At 72.6% G+C, this 17,557-nt stretch carries 13 protein-coding genes, 1 pseudogene and 1 riboswitch; of the genes and pseudogenes, 9 read left to right on the forward strand and 5 right to left on the reverse strand.

Annotated elements, in window-relative coordinates; genetic code table 11:
- The first annotated feature begins 2 nt into the window (after positions 1 to 2).
- The 7 genes and pseudogenes from QPJ90_RS10380 to ribH all read left to right on the forward strand — a co-directional run bounded on the left by QPJ90_RS10380 (position 3) and on the right by ribH (position 9,541).
- Positions 3 to 1,316, forward strand: coding sequence for a hypothetical protein (locus QPJ90_RS10380; RefSeq protein ID WP_290131169.1), 1,314 nt, complete (start codon positions 3 to 5; stop codon positions 1,314 to 1,316).
- A 91-nt stretch (positions 1,317 to 1,407) separates the two neighbouring features.
- Positions 1,408 to 3,402: a cell wall anchor protein gene (locus QPJ90_RS10385; RefSeq protein WP_290131170.1), complete on the forward strand. Its 1,995-nt coding sequence runs from the start codon at positions 1,408 to 1,410 to the stop codon at positions 3,400 to 3,402.
- A gap of 189 nt (positions 3,403 to 3,591) precedes the next feature.
- Positions 3,592 to 4,911 (forward strand): alpha/beta hydrolase-fold protein, encoded by a 1,320-nt coding sequence (locus QPJ90_RS10390; protein ID WP_290131171.1) that lies wholly within the window; start codon positions 3,592 to 3,594, stop codon positions 4,909 to 4,911.
- Complete coding sequence (locus tag QPJ90_RS10395) at positions 4,908 to 7,334, forward strand: DUF2156 domain-containing protein (protein ID WP_290131172.1); 2,427 nt, start codon at positions 4,908 to 4,910, stop codon at positions 7,332 to 7,334. Before QPJ90_RS10390 ends, QPJ90_RS10395 begins: the two co-directional genes overlap by 4 nt.
- 128 nt (positions 7,335 to 7,462) lie before the next feature.
- Positions 7,463 to 7,596, forward strand: a riboswitch (FMN riboswitch).
- An 81-nt stretch (positions 7,597 to 7,677) separates the two neighbouring features.
- Complete coding sequence (locus tag QPJ90_RS10400) at positions 7,678 to 8,364, forward strand: riboflavin synthase (RefSeq protein WP_290131173.1); 687 nt, start codon at positions 7,678 to 7,680, stop codon at positions 8,362 to 8,364.
- Positions 8,364 to 9,017 (forward strand): annotated as a pseudogene (ribB, locus tag QPJ90_RS10405) (3,4-dihydroxy-2-butanone-4-phosphate synthase); the annotation flags it as partial. The gene QPJ90_RS10400 and the pseudogene ribB, both read left to right, overlap by 1 nt.
- Before the next feature lie 44 nt (positions 9,018 to 9,061).
- Positions 9,062 to 9,541, forward strand: a complete 480-nt coding sequence (ribH, locus tag QPJ90_RS10410; protein ID WP_290131174.1) for a 6,7-dimethyl-8-ribityllumazine synthase — start codon at positions 9,062 to 9,064, stop codon at positions 9,539 to 9,541.
- A gap of 281 nt (positions 9,542 to 9,822) precedes the next feature.
- Here the strand turns inward: ribH and QPJ90_RS10415 are convergent, their stop codons facing one another.
- From QPJ90_RS10415 to QPJ90_RS10435, 5 genes are all read right to left on the reverse strand, one after another.
- A complete protein-coding gene (locus tag QPJ90_RS10415; protein ID WP_175329491.1) occupies positions 9,823 to 9,993 on the reverse strand; it encodes a hypothetical protein in 171 nt (56 codons plus the stop codon).
- 66 nt (positions 9,994 to 10,059) lie between these two features.
- A complete protein-coding gene (locus QPJ90_RS10420) occupies positions 10,060 to 10,608 on the reverse strand; it encodes a TetR/AcrR family transcriptional regulator (protein ID WP_290131175.1) in 549 nt (182 codons plus the stop codon).
- Between the two features lie 124 nt (positions 10,609 to 10,732).
- Positions 10,733 to 11,656, reverse strand: a complete 924-nt coding sequence (locus QPJ90_RS10425; RefSeq protein ID WP_290131176.1) for a carbohydrate ABC transporter permease — start codon at positions 11,654 to 11,656, stop codon at positions 10,733 to 10,735.
- Complete coding sequence (locus QPJ90_RS10430; RefSeq protein WP_290131177.1) at positions 11,653 to 12,720, reverse strand: sugar ABC transporter permease; 1,068 nt, start codon at positions 12,718 to 12,720, stop codon at positions 11,653 to 11,655. The genes QPJ90_RS10425 and QPJ90_RS10430 overlap by 4 nt, the downstream gene beginning before the upstream one ends.
- Positions 12,717 to 14,021, reverse strand: coding sequence for an extracellular solute-binding protein (locus QPJ90_RS10435; RefSeq protein ID WP_290131178.1), 1,305 nt, complete (start codon positions 14,019 to 14,021; stop codon positions 12,717 to 12,719). The genes QPJ90_RS10430 and QPJ90_RS10435 overlap by 4 nt, the downstream gene beginning before the upstream one ends.
- A 241-nt stretch (positions 14,022 to 14,262) precedes the next feature.
- On the opposite strand from QPJ90_RS10435, the gene QPJ90_RS10440 reads away from it, so the two are divergent.
- The gene (locus QPJ90_RS10440) at positions 14,263 to 16,338 is read left to right on the forward strand and encodes an aldo/keto reductase (protein WP_290131179.1); all 2,076 of its coding nucleotides are present in this window, start codon (positions 14,263 to 14,265) and stop codon (positions 16,336 to 16,338) included.
- Positions 16,317 to 17,408, forward strand: coding sequence for a LacI family DNA-binding transcriptional regulator (locus QPJ90_RS10445; protein WP_290131180.1), 1,092 nt, complete (start codon positions 16,317 to 16,319; stop codon positions 17,406 to 17,408). The genes QPJ90_RS10440 and QPJ90_RS10445 overlap by 22 nt, the downstream gene beginning before the upstream one ends.
- Positions 17,409 to 17,557 lie beyond the last annotated feature (149 nt).

Consider the following 17,557-nt stretch of genomic DNA (forward strand, 5'->3'; position numbering starts at 1 on the left):
CGATGCGTGCACCCCTGAGCACGCTGGTCCGGTACGTCCTGCTGGGCGTCGGGCTCGCTGCTGCCCTCGTGCTGCTCACCCTCGTCTTCGGCGTCCGGTCCGCTTCGGCGTCGACCGCCGCCCCGACGTCCGCCGCGTCCACCAGCGACCGGCCGGGTCTGCTCGGCGGGGTCACGGAAGGCCTCGGATCGACCGTGCAGGGCGTCACCCGCGGCGTCGGTTCGGTCGTCGGCGAGGTGGTCGACCCCGTCCGCACCGCCGTCGCCCCGAAGCCCCCGGCGCAGCACCCGGCTCCCGGTCCCGCGGCTCCGGCTCCGGCGCCCGCGGCGCAGCCGGTTCCCACTGCCCAGCCGGCGCAGGCCGCTGCCCGACCGGCAACCGCGGAGCCCGCTCCGGCACCCGCGAAGCCCGCTCCGGCACCGGCCGCGCCCGTCCACAAGCCGGCACCGGCGCCCGCCGCGCACGCACCCGCCGAGCCCGCAGCACCGGCTCCCGCACCGACGTCCACGGCGGGCTCCGCGGCCGAGGCGACCAGTGCCTCCCGGCCGCTGACCGGCCCGCTCGCGACGGCACTGCGCCCCGTCACGGGAGCCGTGCAGGACCTCACCGACGCACGCCCCGTGACCGGGCTCGTGGACGCTCTCGACCGCGTCGTCGCCGGACTCCCGGTCGTCGGACCGGTCGCCGGCGACGGTGCCCTCGGGACCGTCACGGCACCCGTCACCGGGCTCGTCGACGACACGCTCGGTGGCGTCGGCGGCACGGTCGGCGACCTCCCCGGCGTGGTCGACGGCACGGTCCCACTCACGCCCGGAGGCGCGCTCCCGCCGCTCGACGGCGCGCAGCCGCCGGTCGCGACCCTCCCTGGAGGCACGACCCCCGTCACCGGGACCGGCCTGCCCCCGGTGGGCAGCGGCTCCGGAGCCCCCGCGGTCGCGACCACGCCAGCGCCGTCCTCCGTGCCCCAGGCCGGGTCGGCCGACGCTGCGGCAACGACCACGTCACCGGTCGCGGCGGTTCGGGTCCCCGCGGCCGGTGACGCGTCCCTCGGTGCCGCGCCGACGACCTCCGTGGTCGTGGACGGGCGCGCGCTCCTCGTCCCGGAGGGTGGTGCCCCCGTGCACCTGCCGGCCGACGGCCCCGCCGCGACCGGCACCCCCGGTGGTGCCACGGGTGGCTCGTCGATCACCGCGCCGGTCGGCACGACCGCCGGTTCGGACGCCCAGTTCTCCCTCGCCGCGGGGTCACGCGGTTCCCTCGCCGACGACGTGGTCCCCGCGTCCCTCGTCGGCGACCACGACGTCGCCCCTGACTGAGATCGGTGCGCCTGTCCGCCACGGCAGGCACGCACACACCCCCGACCGTCACCACGGTCGGGAACCGATCTCGATCAGGGAGTGAACGACCATGAACAAGTACGTCTCGAGAGGGCTCTGGTTCGCCCTCTTCGTCGGCGGCCTGACCCTCGGGGGAGCGGCGGCAGCGAACGCCGCGACGACCTCCGGAGCGGACGGAGCCGTCTCGGGCACACAGGTCGCCCCGTCCGTCGACGCACCGGTGTCCGTCACCGGCAACGCGCTCGGCGTCCTCGGCGACGCGATTTCGACGGCGACCGGGTCCGGCGCTGCGTCGACCCCGGCACCCGCGGCTCCGGCATCCTCGGCTCCGGCAGCTCCGGCTCCGGTCACCTCGGGGGCGGACGGCGCCGCCTCGGGGACGCAGGTCGCTCCGGCGGTGAGCCTCCCGGTGACCGTGTCCGGCAACGCCGTCGGGGTCGCAGGCGATGCGTCCTCGGCGACCGCTCCGGCTCCGGCACCCTCGGCTCCTGCGCCTGCGCCTGCGCCGACCACGTCGGGCGCGGACGGCACGGCCTCGGGCACGCAGATCGCCCCGGACGTGGACGTCCCGGTGACCGTGTCCGGCAACGCCGTCGGGGTCGCGGGCGATGCGTCCTCGGCGACCGCTCCGGCGGCTCCGGCTGCGGACTCGTCCGCTTCGGCCCCGACGACGTCCGGCGCGGACGGCACCGCCTCGGGCACGCAGGTCGCACCGGTCGTGTCCGTGCCGGTGACGGTTTCGGGCAACGGGATCGGCGTCCTCGGTGACGGTGCGGCCTCCGGCTCGACGACCACGACGCCGGTCGGGACGGGGACGGGCACGGGAGCCCCGACGCCGACCACGGACGGTTCCGACGGGCTGCTCTCCGGCACGCAGGTCGGTGGCCTCGTGTCGGTGCCCGTGACGATCTCCGGGAACGGGATCGGGGTCGTCGGTGACGGCACGAGCTCGGGTTCGACGGCTGGTTCGGGTTCGTCGGGTTCGGTCCCGTCGGCCGGTGGGACGACGGATGGTTCGGACGGCATCGGTTCGGGGACGCAGGTCTCCCCGGTGATCAGCCTGCCGATCAGCGTCGGCGGGAACGGGATCGGGGTCGTCGGGGACGGCACGAGCTCGGGTTCGACGTCCGGCACGGGTTCGTCGGGTTCGGTCCCGTCGGCCGGTGGGACGACGGATGGTTCGGACGGCATCGGTTCGGGGACGCAGGTCTCCCCGGTGATCAGCCTGCCGGTCACCATCGGTGACAACGGGATCGGCATCATCGGTGACGGCGCGAGCTCGGGTTCGACGTCCGGCACGGGTTCGACCGGTTCGGTCCCGTCGGCCGGTGGGACGACGGACGGTTCGGACGGCATCGGTTCGGGGACGCAGGTCTCCCCGGTGATCAGCCTGCCGGTCACCATCGGCGGCAACGGGATCGGCATCATCGGTGACGGCGCGAGCTCGGGTTCGACGGCTGGTTCGGGTTCGTCGGGTTCGGTCCCGTCGGCCGGTGGGACGACGGATGGTTCGGACGGCATCGGTTCGGGGACGCAGGTCTCCCCGGTGATCAGCCTGCCGATCAGCGTCGGCGGGAACGGGATCGGCATCATCGGTGACGGCACCAGCACGATCACGACCCCGGGTGACGGTACCGACCCCGGGACGGGCACCGACCCCGGGACCGGCACGGACCCTGGTGACGGCACCGACCCCGGGACGGGCACCGACCCCGGGACGGGTACGGACCCGGGTGACGGCACCGACCCCGGGACCGGCACGACCCCCGGGACCGGGACCGGGACCGGAACCGGCACGACGCCCGGATCCGGCACCGGGACGACCACCGGTTCGGCGCCCGTGACGGCGACCGTCCCGGTGACCGCAGCCGCCGTGACGGCGGCGACCAGCGCCTCCCGGCCGGCGACGGTCGCAGCGGTGACCGCCGCCGCGGCCACCGCGTCCGGGAGCACCGCGACGGGCCTGGCCTACACGGGCGCGGCGTCGCCGACGCTGCCGCTGACCGCCGCGCTGCTGCTGCTCCTCGCCGGAGCCGGCGTGCTCACGCTGCGTCGTCGGCACTGACCGGACGGGCCAGCGACCCCGCGGTCGCGCCGGGACCACCTCCGAGGTGGTCCCGGCGCACCGCGCTGCCCGCCGGACGTCCACCTGTGAGCGAACCGGACGGACTCTGGAAGGTGGTGATGCTGATCCTGTGAGCAGTGGAAGCGGCTCGGCGGCTGGTCGGCAGCCGGCCGGGGCCACGATTGGCACGTGCTCCACGAACTCCTGCGCCTCAAGATCACGGACAGTGACGTCCTCGTCCCGGTGGACGTCATCGCCGGCCTCCTCGTGCTCTGGGCGCTCGTCGTTCGACCGTGGTCGCTCTCGCGGTTCCTCGTCCGGATCGCCGCCATGGGCGTCGGAGCCGTCGTGGGGCTCGGCCTCGTGTGGTGGTTCGGCGACGTGCAGGACGCGTTCGGCGTCGCCTTCACGCCGATCACCCGGATGTGGGTGGCCTTCGCGGTCGCCGCCGTCGCGCTCCTCGTCACGGTCGCGGTGCAGGGCGGATGGGGGCGTCGGGTGATCGCGCTCACGGCGGCGGGAGCGGTCGTCCTCGCGGCCGGGCTCGGCGTCAACGTGGACTTCGGGTTCTACAAGGACATCCAGCAGGCGCTCGTCACGAATCCCTACCCCTACAAGGACCTGCCGGTGCTCGCGACGGGACCGACGACCCGGCCCGCCCTCGACCCGTCTGGGTGGCACGCCCCCGCGGGCATGCCGGCGAAGGGCGAGGCGATCAGCGTCCGGATCCCCGCGACGGTGTCGCACTTCCACGCGCGGAAGGCCGTCGTCTGGTTGCCCCCGGCAGCACGGACAGCGCACCCGCCGACGCTCCCCGTGATCGTCGCGCTCTCCGGGCAGCCGGGCGAGCCGTCCGACCTGTTCCAGACGGGCGACATGGGGCGCTTCCTCGACCGCTACGCTGCTGCCCACGACGGGCTGGCCCCGATCGTGGTGTCGCCCGACCAGCTCGGCGCGCCGAACCGCAACCCGATGTGCGTCGACTCCCGCCGCCTCGGCCGGAGCGAGACCTACGTGATGACCGACACCGTCGACTGGATCCGGAAGCACCTCCCGGTGGCCGCGGCCCCGTCGGGGTGGGCCGTCGCCGGGTTCTCCGAGGGGGCGACCTGCGCGATGCAGTTCTCCTCCGAGTTCCCCGACGTGTTCGGCTCGGCGCTCGCCATATCGAGCGAGCCCGCACCGCTGACCGGGAGCGCCGCGAACAGCATCAAGGTGGCGTTCGACGGTTCCGCGGCGAAGTACCGGGCAGCGGCGCCCGCAGCGCTCATGGCGGCGCACGGGCACTACGTCGACCACCTCACGGTGTTCGGCGTCGGGCAGGACGACGCGCCGTACCGGCGGTCGACCGCGATGCTCGACGCCGCCGCGCGCAAGGTGGGCATCACGACCGAGGTCATCGTCTCGCCCGGCTCCGCGCACGACTGGAACACCGTGCGGTACGTCCTCGCGCACGGACTCCCGACGGTGATCGCCCACCTCGGCCTCCCCGCGAGCGGTGCCCTGTGAGCCCGCAGACCCGAGCGTGGCCGCGGCGCGCGCAACAGACCCTTCGGCGGTACCCGGTCACCACGGTGCTCGCCCTGCTCGTCCTCGTCACCTCCGTCGCCGCGGTGGTGCTCCGCGTGCAGCACGGCACCCAGCCCGCGTCGTTCGGCCCGTTCCGGGTGTTCGCCGCGTCGACCGGCCTGGTCGCGATCCTCGTGACGATCGCCGGCGTGGTCGTGCTGATCGGTGCATCGGAACGGCTGATGGGGCCGTGGCGGACGATCGTCGCGTTCGTCGTCACCACCGTGGTCGGGACCGGGGTCGGCGCGCTCACCGCCTTCGTCGACACCGACGGCCGTGACGTCGGGCACCTCCTGCTCGGCCGCGCCACGGCGTTCGACCCGTGGACCGCGATCGTCGGCACAATCGTCACCGCGAGCGCGTTCGCCGGCACGCTCTGGCGGCGTCGCATCCGGGTGAACGCCCTCGCCGTCGTGGCGGCGCTGCTCCTCTACGCCGGCCACGTGTCGGACCTGTACGCCGTGCTCGCCGCGGCCGCCGGCTGGGTGCTCGGCGAACTGCTCCGACGGACGCCGAAGCGCACCGGGTGGCTCCGCAGCTCCCACCGGGAGATCCGGGTGCTGCTCGGGACCGCCGTCCTCGTCTCGGCGGTCGGACCCGTCATCGCGCTCGTCTCGAGGGCCCGCGTCGGACTGCTCGCCCCGCTCGCCGCGGTCGTCGGTGCCGGTCCGGTGAGTCCGGTGCGCGGGTGCCGCGCGGACGGTGTCGCGGGGGAGTGCCTCCGCGGACTGCTCTCGTTCCGCGCGACCGACCCGTGGACGCTCGTCCTCGCCGTGGCGCCGCTCCTCGTCCTGCTCGTCGGCGGCCTCGGGCTCTTCCGCGGCAGCCGCTTCGCGGTGTGGCTCGTCGTCGTCGTCGACGTCGTCACCGGGGTGGCCGCCGCCGTCACCTACGGACTCGTGCCGGGGCGCGTCACGGCCCTGCACGGCTTCGAGGACCAGTTCGTCGTCGACGTGTCGATCGCCGCGTCGATCGTGGTGCCGCTCGCGACCGCGGTCGTGCTCGTCCTGCTCCGCCGCTCCTTCACCGTGCTGCCGTCCCGCCGACGGGTCGTCGGCTTCGCGGTGACCGTCGGTGCGTCGGCACTCGTGCTCGTGACCATCGTGCTGGTCGTGGCCGCGTCCTCGCCGGCCCACGTGGAGGACCCCGTCCGGCTCGCGCTCGCCGCGCTCGGCCCGCTCGCGCCGGTGTCGTTCTGGGACCGGCTGCCGTCGCTCGACCCGGCACTCCGGCTCGTCGTCGGCCTGAGCGGACCGGTGCTCTGGGTCGTCGTCGCGCTCGCCGCGGTCCGGCCGACCGGCGCGGTCGAACCCGACACCGACGCGGACGGCTCGCGGGCTGACCGCGAGCGGGCACGCGCACTCCTGCTCGCCGGCGGGGGCGACACGTTCGGTTGGATGACGACGTGGCTCGGCAACCAGTACTGGTTCGCGGCCGACGGGCGGGCGGGCGTGGCGTTCCGGCGGAACGGCGCGGTCGCGGTGACGGTCGGCGGTCCGTTCGGGTGGCCCGACGCACGCGAGCGCGCGCTGACGGACTTCGCCCGGTACTGCGACGACAACGGCTGGACCGCTGCGTTCTACGGGATCGAGGCCGAGGTCGCGGAGCACCTCACGCCGCAGGGCTGGGGCACGCTGCCGGTCGCCGAGGACGCCGACTTCGACCCCCGCACGTGGACCACGAGCGGGAAGAAGAAGCAGGACGTCCGGACCGCGGTGAACAAAGCCCGCCGCGAGGGCATCACCGCGACCTGGTCGTCCTGGCAGGACCTCCCGACGCCGACCGTCCGGCAGATCGAGGCGATCTCGGAGGAGTGGGTCGCCGAGCGGGAACTCCCCGAGATGGGGTTCACCCTCGGCGGCGTCGACGAGATGCGCGACCCCGCCGTCCGTACCCTCGTCGCGCAGGACGCCGAGGGCACCGTGCTCGCCGTGACGAGCTGGCTCCCCAGCCACCGGGACGGGCGCGTCGTCGGGTGGACGCTCGACGTGATGCGGCGGACCGACCACGCGCCGAACGGCGTCATGGAGTTCCTCGTCGCGAGCGCCGCGGAGCAGATGCGCGACGACGGGGTCGAACGGCTCAGCCTGTCCGCCGCGCCGCTCGCGCAGGTCTCGGACCCGGAGGCGCCGACGGACGGCGTGCAGAACCTCCTCGAGCTCGTCGGCGGGGTGCTCGAGCCCGTGTACGGGTTCCGCTCGCTCCTGCGCTTCAAGCAGAAGTTCGGCCCCGAACTGCACCCGCTCGTCCTCGCCTACCCCGACCCCGTCGCGCTGCCGGCCATCGGCATCGCGGTGGTGCGGGCGTACCTGCCCGACCTGTCGTTCCGGCAGGCGGTCGCCTTCGCGCGGGGGCGCGGCTGACCGACGCACCACCTGACGGCCGGGAGGCTCGTGGCGGCGCCGCCACGAGCCTCCAGGCTGCTGCGTGTCACGCGAGGAAACCGGCGCAACCGGACCGTCATGCGGGTGGGGTATCGTTCCCGGTACGCAAGCGCTCCGGGGTCGGTGCAAGTCCGAACCGGTGGTGACAGTCCACGAACTGATGACGGGTGCGAACCCGGCAGAGGTTGACCTGGTGGGATTCCAGGACCGACGGTGAAAGTCCGGATGGGAGGAAGCGCTGGCGGGCAGGTCGACCGTGTCGACCCGTCCGCCCGTGTCGACGACCGTCGAGCACCCCCGGAGTCCCGTTGAGAGGACACCAGTGTTCACCGGCATCATCGAGGAACTCGGCACCGTCACCGCCGTCGAGCAGCACGGCGACTCCGTCGCGCTCACCGTCCGCGGTCCGCTCGTCGTCGCGGACGCATCGCACGGCGACTCCATCGCCACGTCCGGCGTCTGCCTGACCGTCGTCGAGCAGACCCCCGACACCTTCACGGCCTTCGTCATGAAGCAGACGCTCGACATGAGTGCCCACGGCGCACTCGTCGTCGGCGACCGCCTCAACCTCGAGCGCGCCGCGTCGGTGGGGGACCGCCTCGGGGGCCACATCGTGCAGGGGCACGTGGACGGCACGGCGACCGTGCTCGAGACGTCCGACGGCGACGGCTGGCGGCGCGTGCGGTTCTCCCTCGCGCCCGAGCTGAGCCCGCTCGTCGTCGACAAGGGATCGATCGCGCTCGACGGCGTCTCCCTCACCGTGAGCGCGGTCTCGTCCGAGGACACCGCACCCGACGCCGCGTGGTTCGAGGTCAGCCTCATCCCGGAGACGCTCGAGGCCACCACACTCGGGCTCCGGGTGCCGGGGGACCGGGTGAACGTGGAGACCGACGTCCTCGCCAGGCACGTCCGGCGGATGCTGCGGCTCGACGCCGCGGCGACGGCCGCCGGCGCTGCTGTGTCGGCCGGTGCTGCCGGTGCGGCGGAACCCGTCCTGGAGGCGCGGTGATGGTCACGCACGCCACACCCGTCGCCGCGTCCGGCCCCGGCGAACACCGCGTCCCCGGACTGTCGAGCATCGACGACGCCGTGGCCGCCATCGCGTCCGGCCGCCCGGTCATCGTCGCGGACGACGAGCACCGCGAGAACGAGGGCGACGTCATCCTCGCCGCCGAGCTCGCGAGCCCGGAGTGGATCGCGTGGACCGTGGCGCACTCGTCCGGGTTCGTCTGCGCACCGGTGTCCGCGGAGATCGCCGACGCGCTCGACCTGCCGCCGATGGTGGCCCACAACGAGGACCCGAGGGGGACGGCCTACACGGTCACCGTCGACGCGGCGTCCGGCATCACGACGGGCATCAGCGCACACGACCGCGCCCGGACCCTGCGAGTGCTCGCCGACCCGGCGTCCGTCCGGTCCGACCTGCACCGCCCGGGCCACGTCGTGCCGCTCCGCGCCCGCCCGGGTGGCGTCCGCGAACGCGCCGGCCACACCGAGGCGGCCATCGAACTCGTGACCGCTGCGGGCCTGCGCCCGGCGGCGGCCATCTGCGAGATCGTCGACGAGGACGGCAGCATGATGCGGCTGCCGCGGCTCGTCGAACTCGGGGCGCGCGAGGGCGTGCCCGTCATCACCATCGCCGCGCTCGTCGAGTGGCTGGACGCGGCCGACCGGGCGGGGAAGTCGCCCACGGAAGGAACGACACGATGAGCGGAGCGGGAGCTGCGGAGCGCGGCCACGTCGACGGCACCGGGGTGCGGGTCGCGATCGTCGCCGGGCAGTGGCACGACGTCATCGCCGCGGGACTCCTCGCGGGGGCGCAGCGCGAGGTCGAACGGCTCGGTGCGACGGCGACCGTGATCCCCGTGCCCGGGAGCTTCGAACTGCCGGTCGTCGCGAAGTCGGCGCTCGAGTCCGGGTTCGACGCGGCGGTGGCGCTCGGGGTCATCATCCGCGGCGGCACCCCGCACTTCGAGTACGTGTCGGACGCGGCGACGAGCGGCCTCACCCGCGTCGCGATCGAGACCGGGAAGCCGATCGGCTTCGGGGTCCTCACCCTCGACGACGAGCAGCAGGGCATCGACCGCGCGGGGCTGCCCGAGTCGAAGGAGGACAAGGGAGCCGAGGCCGCGCACGCCGCCATCGCGACCGCGGTCACGCTCCGGTCGCTGCGCGTCCCCGCCTGACCACCGCGTCCGCGCGCCCCGCAACGCTGCACGACCGAAGACACCCCGCACCACGTTCCGACGCGGTTCGGGGTGTCTTCGGTCGTGCGCGAGCCGTCGAGACGCGTGGAGCGGGCCGGGTCAGCTGGCGCGCCGGCCGGGCGGGCGCGCAGTCGGCAGGCCGGCCTGCGTGACGAGTGCTGCGTGGCGGGCCCGAGCCGCGCCTCCAGGCCGTGCGCGCAGCGGAACGACGACGGCCCCGCACCGATGGGTGCGGGGCCGTCCGTGCCGTGCGGTGGTGACTACCGCTTGCCGAACACGTGGATCGGCAGGAAGAACGAGATGCACATGAGGATCAGGCCACCCATGAAGACGAACGCCTGACCCGACGCGACCTGGAACGCGAAACCGAACAGGTACATCGACACCAGCAGCAGCAGGATCGAGAAAACAGCGGCGATGACGCGGCCCACGGTGGTACCTCCGGAATCAGCGGGTGATGCAGTCGCCAGTCTATCCCCAGGAGCGCGGGTGCTGGTTCACGCCGCGGGCTTCGTCGCGATCAGACGGTCGACGACGGCGAGCAGGGCCTCCATGTCGACGACGCCGCGGGTCGGTCGGACGTCCGTCGTCGCGCCGAGCGAGGCCTGGTGGTACAGCCCGTCGCCGAGCAGCTTGACGGCCTGCGCGGTCGGCTCGTCGCCGAGCTCCTCGACGAGGGTCTCGAGCCAGGCGTTCTCGGTGTCGTCGAGGGTCCGTCCGGCCTCCTCGTACCCGGCCTGCTGCAACCGGCTCGCTGCGAGCAGGGCGAGGTCGAGCTCGCTGCCGACCCACTGGCAGTTGCGGACGAAGTAGCGGGCCACACCGTCCTCGGCCTCGCGCATCCGCTCGACGTCGATGTGCGACAGGTCGGAGAGCCGCTCGCACAGCCCCTCGACGAGGGCGGCCTTCGAGCCGAAGTGGTAGAGCAGTCCGCCCTTCGAGACGCCGGCGCGGGCGGCGACGGCGTCGAGGGTCGCCGGACGCTCGCCTTCCTCGCACACGATGGCGACGAAGCTGTCCAGGACACGATCGCGGGCGCTTGCCATGCCGGAAGTCTGCCATGCGCGGGACCGGGCGGCGCGCACCGGTCGCGCCGCGACCGGGGGCCGCACCGTCGCCGGGCAGCGCGCAGGCGCCGTGGGCCATCCTCCACGGCGCCTGCGGGTCGGGTCAGCCCTTGAGTGCTCCGGCGGCGATGTTCGCGATGAAGTGCCGCGAGCCGATGATGAACACCCCGATGAGCGGGAAGACGCTGATCACCGCGCCCGCCATCACCGAGCCGAGGTCCGTCGCGTTCACCGAGCTGAGGGAGGCCAGCGCCACCTGGAGCGTCTGTCCCTTCGGATCGATGAGCACGATGAGGGGCCAGACGTAGTCGTTCCACGAGCTGATGAACGTGAAGATGCCGAGGAAGGCGAGGCCTCCGCGGAGCATCGGCACCGCGATCGACCACCACGTCCGGAAGAACCCGGCACCGTCCACCCGCGCGGAGTCGATGATCTCGTTCGGGATCGACCCGGTCGCGAACTGCCGGAGCAGGAAGATGCCGAACGCGTTCGCCGCCCCGGGGACGATGAGTGCCTGGAGCCCACCGATCCAGCCGAGGTGCGCCATGAGGACGAAGCTCGGCACCAGCGAGAGGCTCCCGGGCACGAGGAAGGTCGCGAGCATGACGGTGAAGAGCGACCGCTTGAACGGGAACTCGTACTTGGCGAACGCGAACGCCGCGAGCGAGTCGAACAGCATGACGAGCACGGCCGTGGCCCCGGACACGAGCACGGTGTTGCCGAGCGCGCGGAGCATGTCGACGCTGCTGAACACCGTCGCCAGGTTCTGCATCGTGTGGTCGCTGAACCAGAGCGAGGGCGGGTAGCCGAAGATCTGCGCGTTCGACGACGTCGACATCACGAGCAGCCAGTAGAAGGGGAAGATCGACAGCACGACCCCGACGATCAGGCAGAGGTGCGTGACGAGCCGTCCGACCCAGCCGTGCCTGAACCCGCGACGGTGGTCGTCGGGGCGGTCCGCGGCGGCGTTCGGTCGGCCGAGGGCCGCGGCGGTGTTCGTCGTGCTCGGTGCGGTGTCGGCGCTCATGCGCGGTCCCCCTTCGAGGCGGTGGTGGCACCGGCGCGGCCGGACGTCGCCGGAGCGAGGGTGCGCGCGGTGCGCAGCCGTCGCGGTGTCTTCAACCCGTCGCGTTCACTGAGCAGGCGCCAGTTGATGATCGCGAAGACCACGGAGAAGAAGAAGAGCACCCAGGCGATCGCCGAGCCGTAGCCGAAGTCGAACTGGTTGAAGGCCTGGTCGTACTGGTAGAGCACGATCGTCATGCCGGCTTCGTCTGGTCCGCCGACGGCCTGGCCCTGGAACAGGATCTGCGGCTCCGTGAAGAGTCCGAGGCCGCCGATCGTCGACGTGATCACGGTGAAGAGGATCACCGGCCGGAGCATCGGGATGGTGATCCGGGTGAAGATCTGCCAGGTGTTCGCGCCGTCGACCTTCGCGGCGTCGTACAACTCCGTCGGGATCGACTGCAGTCCGGCGAGGTAGATGATCGCGTTGTACCCGGTCCACCTCCAGATCACCATGACGGCGATCGTGACCTTGACGCCCCAGTACGTCGAGAGCCATCCGACCGGGTCCGCGCCGACGGCACGCAGGGCGGCGTTGACGAGCCCGAACCCGTCCGAGAACACCGACCCGAAGACGATCGCCATCGCGACCATGCTCGTGACGTTGGGGATGAAGAACGCGACGCGGTAGAAGCCCTTCGCCCGGATGTTGCCGTGCAGCAGGAACGCGAGCACGAGCGCGAGGAAGAGCATCGGGACGGTCGAGATGATCCAGATGATGAAGGTGTTCGACACCGCGTTCCAGAACCTCGGGTCGCCGAGGAGGTACTGGTACTGCGCGAACCCGACCCACGCGGGGGAGCCGACGCCGTCCCAGTCGGTGAAGGACAGGACGATCGAGAACACGATCGGGAACAGGCCGAACACGAGGAACAGCACGTAGAACGGTGCGATCGCGACGTACTGCGGCCAGAACCGGCGGAGGCCCGACCGGCGGCCGGCCGCAGCGGTCGAGATCGACGAGGTGGGTGTGCCGCCGACGGTCGGGTTCGCCGTGGTCGCGGGTGCTTCACGGGTCGAGGTCATGCCGCAACACCCCGCTTCGCGAGGACCCGGTCGGTCTGGTCGACCGCGTCCTTCCACGCCCGCTCGGGGTCCTTGCCCGTCGACTCGACGTTCGTGATCTCCGTGGCGAAGGCCCCGATGAAGCGCTCGCGGTTCGAGATGTAGGTCACGGGCACCTCCGGTGCGGCATCGCTGAAGAAGTCGAGCGGGTCCTGGTCACCGAAGTAGTCGCCCGGGTTCCGCATCAGGCCGTTGGTGAACGACGCCGGGGTGGAGGGGAAGAGCTGGATGTCGTTGTAGGTGTGCGACTGGATCTCGGGCTGCGTGATCCACTTCGCGAACGCCACGGCGGCCTCCGGGTCCTTCGAGGACTTCGGGACCGCGAGGAAGGAGCCGCCGCTGTTGCCCGGCCGCTCCGGCTGCTTCGCGATGCGCCACTTGCCGGACAGGTCGGGTGCGGTGTCGTGGATGATCTGCGTCCACCAGGCGCCCTCGATCTGCCCGGCGACGCGGCCCGCCACCCACCCGGCGTTCTGGTCCGTGCCGGACTGCAGGTTGCCCGTGATGCCGGCGTGGATCGACTCGACCGCGTTGTCCCAGGCCTTCCGCACCGAGCCGTCGTCGCGCTGGTAGAGCGGCTCGTCGTCGCGGTCGAAGTACCGGGTCGGGCTCGCGGCGATGAACTGGTTGAAGAGCTGTGTGGCGGTGATGATCGTGGCCGCGCCCGTCTTCTGCTTGATCTGCTTGCCGACCGCACGGAAGTCGGCCCAGGTGCTGATCGCGGCGCCGACCTCGTCGGGTTCGGTCGGCAGGTCCGCCTTCTGCAGCACCTCCTGGTTGTAGAAGAACCCGGTGGGTCCGGTGTCGACGGGCCAGAAGCACTGGCGTCCGGACGGGGTGCGCCCGAGCGAGAGCTTCCAGTCGTAGTAGTCCTCCCGCTCCGCAGCCGTCGGCCGGAAGTCGGTGAAGAGCTCTTCGTCGGGGAAGTACAGCCAGCAGTTCGAGTTGATCATGAGCACGTCCGGGATGAACGCGTTCCCGGCCAGCGCCGTGCGGAACTTCGTGTCGTACGAGGCGCCGCCGATGAGGTCCGGTCGCAGACGCTTCGCTCCCTGCCCGGGGATGCCGCCGGCCGCCTGGCGGAGGAACTTCGGGTCGAGTGAACGGTTCCAGTACCAGAGGACGAGTTCGTCGGGGTCCTTCGAGATCGCGGTCCCGGTCGAGCACCCCGTGAGGAGTGCGGTGGTGGCGAGTGCCCCGAGGGCTCCTGCGCCGGCGAGGAACCCCCGCCTGCTGAGACGGACGGATGGTGCTGCTGTCACGGACGACCTGCTCTCGTCGTTGAGATTGCCGGACACCTCGGCGGCGCGCTCGTCGGGCAGCGGCCGGCGCACGGGCACTCATCGTCGAGACCCGTGCCGAGCGTTCGACCGTGAACGCTCACGAAGTGCTCAGAGCATGCTCTCCGCGACACGCCGTGTCAAGCATCCTCGGCATTGTGCCGTGGCGGAGATCGGGCTAGCGTCGCTGCGACCGTGAAGGTTCACGACGAACAGGATCCGCATGTCAGCGCAGACCGCGACCCCCACCTCCACCCGCACGCAGGAAGGGTGGGCCGTCCTCGGACCCGGTGGCATCGCGCGCCGGTTCCTCTCCCAACTGCCGGCGAGCGGGAACGGCGTCACGGGTGACGTCGACCCGTCGGTCGGCGGCCTGCTCGTGGCCGCCGGGAGCAGCGACCCCAGCCGTGCGCAGGCGTTCGCGGACGAGGCTGCCGAGCACGGCTTCGCCGACGTGACCGCGGCCGGCTACGACGAGGTGCTCGCCGATCCGCGGGTCGACGCGGTGTACGTCTCGACGGTGCACACCGGGCACGCACGTCTCGTGCTCCGCGCCCTGGCTGCCGGCAAGGCGGTCCTCTGCGAGAAGCCCCTCTCCCCGAACCACGGCACCGCGATGGCGCTCGTCGACGCCGCACGCCAGGCGGGGCTGCCCCTGGTCGAGGCCTACATGTACCGCTTCCACCCGCAGACCGCGGCGCTCCGCGAGCTCGTGCGTGACGGCGCGATCGGCGACGTCACCCACGTCGACGCGTCCTTCGCCTTCCGCGCCGGCTCCCGTACGGGTCGCCTGTTCGACGTCGAGACCGCCGGTGGCGGCATCCTCGACGTCGGCGGGTACCCGGTCACGATGACCGCGGCCGTCGTGCAGGCGGCGACGGGCGTCGCGGTCGCGGAACCGACCGAGCTGACCGCGACGGGGACCCTCGGGCCGACGGGCGTCGACGAGTGGACCACGGCGCACCTCACGTACCCGTCCGGCATCACCGCGGTGGTCCGGACCGGTGTGCGGGTGCAGGACGAGAACGCCGTGACGGTGTACGGCACCCGCGGCCGGATCGTGCTGACGGACCCGTGGACCCTCGGGGACGACCCGACGATCGAGGTCCGCACCGTCGACGAGGAACCCCGCACGCTCTCGTTCGCCGGTGCGGCGCCGTACGCGCTCGAGGCCGACGCCACGACCGCCGCCCTGCGCGACGGACGCACCGACGCCCCGGAGATGACCACCGACGAGTCGCTCGCGACCGCCAGGACCCTCGACCGCTGGCGCGAGGCGATCGGCCTCCGCTACCCGTTCGAGGCCGAGGATGCCGACATCCCGACGGTGAGCGGCGAGCCGCTGACCGTCGCGGCCCTCGAGCCGGACCGGGCCGACAACCCGATGCGGTACGGGGAGATCGCCGGGGTCGGCAAGCGGCTGTCCCGACTCGTGATGGGTGTCGACAACCAGCTGGACCTCGCCCACGCGAGCGCGATCTTCGACCACTTCGTCAGCCGCGGCGGCAACGTCTTCGACACCGGCTACATCTACGGCGGCGGCACGATGGAGGGCCGCCTCGGGAAGTGGATCCAGAACCGCGGCGTCCGGGAGGACGTGGTCGTCATCACGAAGGGCGCCCACACCCCGTACTGCGACCCGGAGTCACTGACGCGGCAGCTGCTCGAGAGCCTCGATCGCCAGGGCACCGACTACGCGGACATCTACATGATGCACCGCGACAACGAGGACGTCCCCGTGGGGGAGTTCGTCGACGTCCTCGACGAGCACCGCCGCGCCGGCCGCATCCGGGTGTTCGGCGGTTCGAACTGGAGCCTCGCGCGCTTCGACGAGGCGAACGCCTACGCGGCGGCGAACGGCAAGCACGGCTTCGAGGTGCTGAGCAACCACTTCGGCCTGGCCGAGGCGTACGACGTGCCGTGGGCGGGCTGCCGCCACGCGACCGACCCGGAGTCGAAGCGGTGGCTCGAGGAGCGTCAGGTCCCGCTGCTGCCGTGGTCGTCGCAGGCCCGTGGGTTCTTCACCGGCCGTGCGGCGCCGGAGGACACGAGCGACGCCGAGCTCGTCCGCTGCTACTACTCGGACGAGAACTTCGAGCGGCTCCGTCGCGCCCGGGAGCTCGGTGCGCAGTTCGGGGTGCCCGCGACGGCCATCGCCCTCGCGTACGTCCTGAACCAGCCGTTCCCGACGTTCCCGCTCTTCGGACCGCGTACGATCGCGGAAGCCCGCTCCTCGATGCAGGGCCTCTCCGTCGACCTCACTCCCGAACAGGTGGCATGGCTGGACCTCCGCGACTGACCGATCCGCAGCACGCCGTGGGTGCGCCGGACCCGTCCGACGCGCCCGCGGCACCTGCGACGCAGTCGTCGCCCGCGGCTCCCGGGACACCGTCACGGGCCACGATCATCGACGTCGCCGCCGCCGCCGGCGTCTCCCGGCAGACCGTCACCCGCGCGATGAACGGGATGTCCGGGATCAGTGCCGCCACGAAGGAACGGGTGCTCGCCGTCGCCGAGCAGCTCGCGTACCGTCCGTCCCGCTTCGGCCGCGGCCTCGTCACGGGCGGCGACCACCAGCTCGGCCTGGTCGTCAACGACCTCCGGAACCCCTACTCGCCACAGCTCGCGTCCGCCGTCTACCGCCTCGCGGCCGAGCAGGGGTGGAACGTCATGCTCGCCGACACGACGCTCGCCGGGGACGCCGACCGCATCGTCGCCGCCCTCGGCAGCCAGACGGACGTCGTCATCGGGTACCTCGGAAACCGGCGCGAGCGGTGGACCGCGCTCCTCGGCTCCGTCCCCATGGTCGAGCTCGACCCGTCCGCCGACCCGCCGACGGCCGCCGTGTGGATCGACCCGGCGGAGTCGATCGAGCAGCTCGCCGACCACCTCGTCGCGACCGGCGTCCGACACCCCGTGGTGCTCGACAACTCCGAGCCCGGACGGCCGAGCGCGCGTGGCGCCCTGATGCTCGACGCCCTGCACCGGCGCGGGTACCTGCCCGAGCTCGTGCACGGTCCGCACGGCACCGCGGAGTGCGGCGCGGAGGAGACCACGAAGGTGCTCGCGCGCCGACGCCGGCTCGACGCCGTCCTCGCCTTCAACGACGTCATGGCGCTCGGGGTGCTCCAGGCGTGCCGACGCGCGGGCCGCGACGTGCCCGGCGACGTACGGGTCGTCGGGGTGGACGGACTGCCGCTCGGTGCGCTCGTCTCACCGACGCTCACGACCCTCGCGGTCGACCTCGATGCCGTGGCGCGGGAGGCCCTCGACCTCGCGCTCGGGATGCTCGCGGGGGAGCTGCCGCGCAGCGGCGCTGCCGTGCAGCGCACGGTGCGGCACCGGCTGCTGGTGCGCGAGAGCGCGTAGCCGATCGCGCGAGCGCACGCCCACCACGCACCGGCCTGGAGGCCCGTGGCGGGCCCGCACCGTGCCTCCCGGCCGCTCGTTGGTTGCATTTGCAACCAACACCGTCCAGACGGTACACTTACGGAGTCCTGACGGGCGCGTGTCGATCT

The sequence above is a fragment of the Curtobacterium sp. 458 genome (genome assembly GCF_030406605.1).
In the GTDB taxonomy this organism is placed as follows: Bacteria; Actinomycetota; Actinomycetes; order Actinomycetales; family Microbacteriaceae; genus Curtobacterium.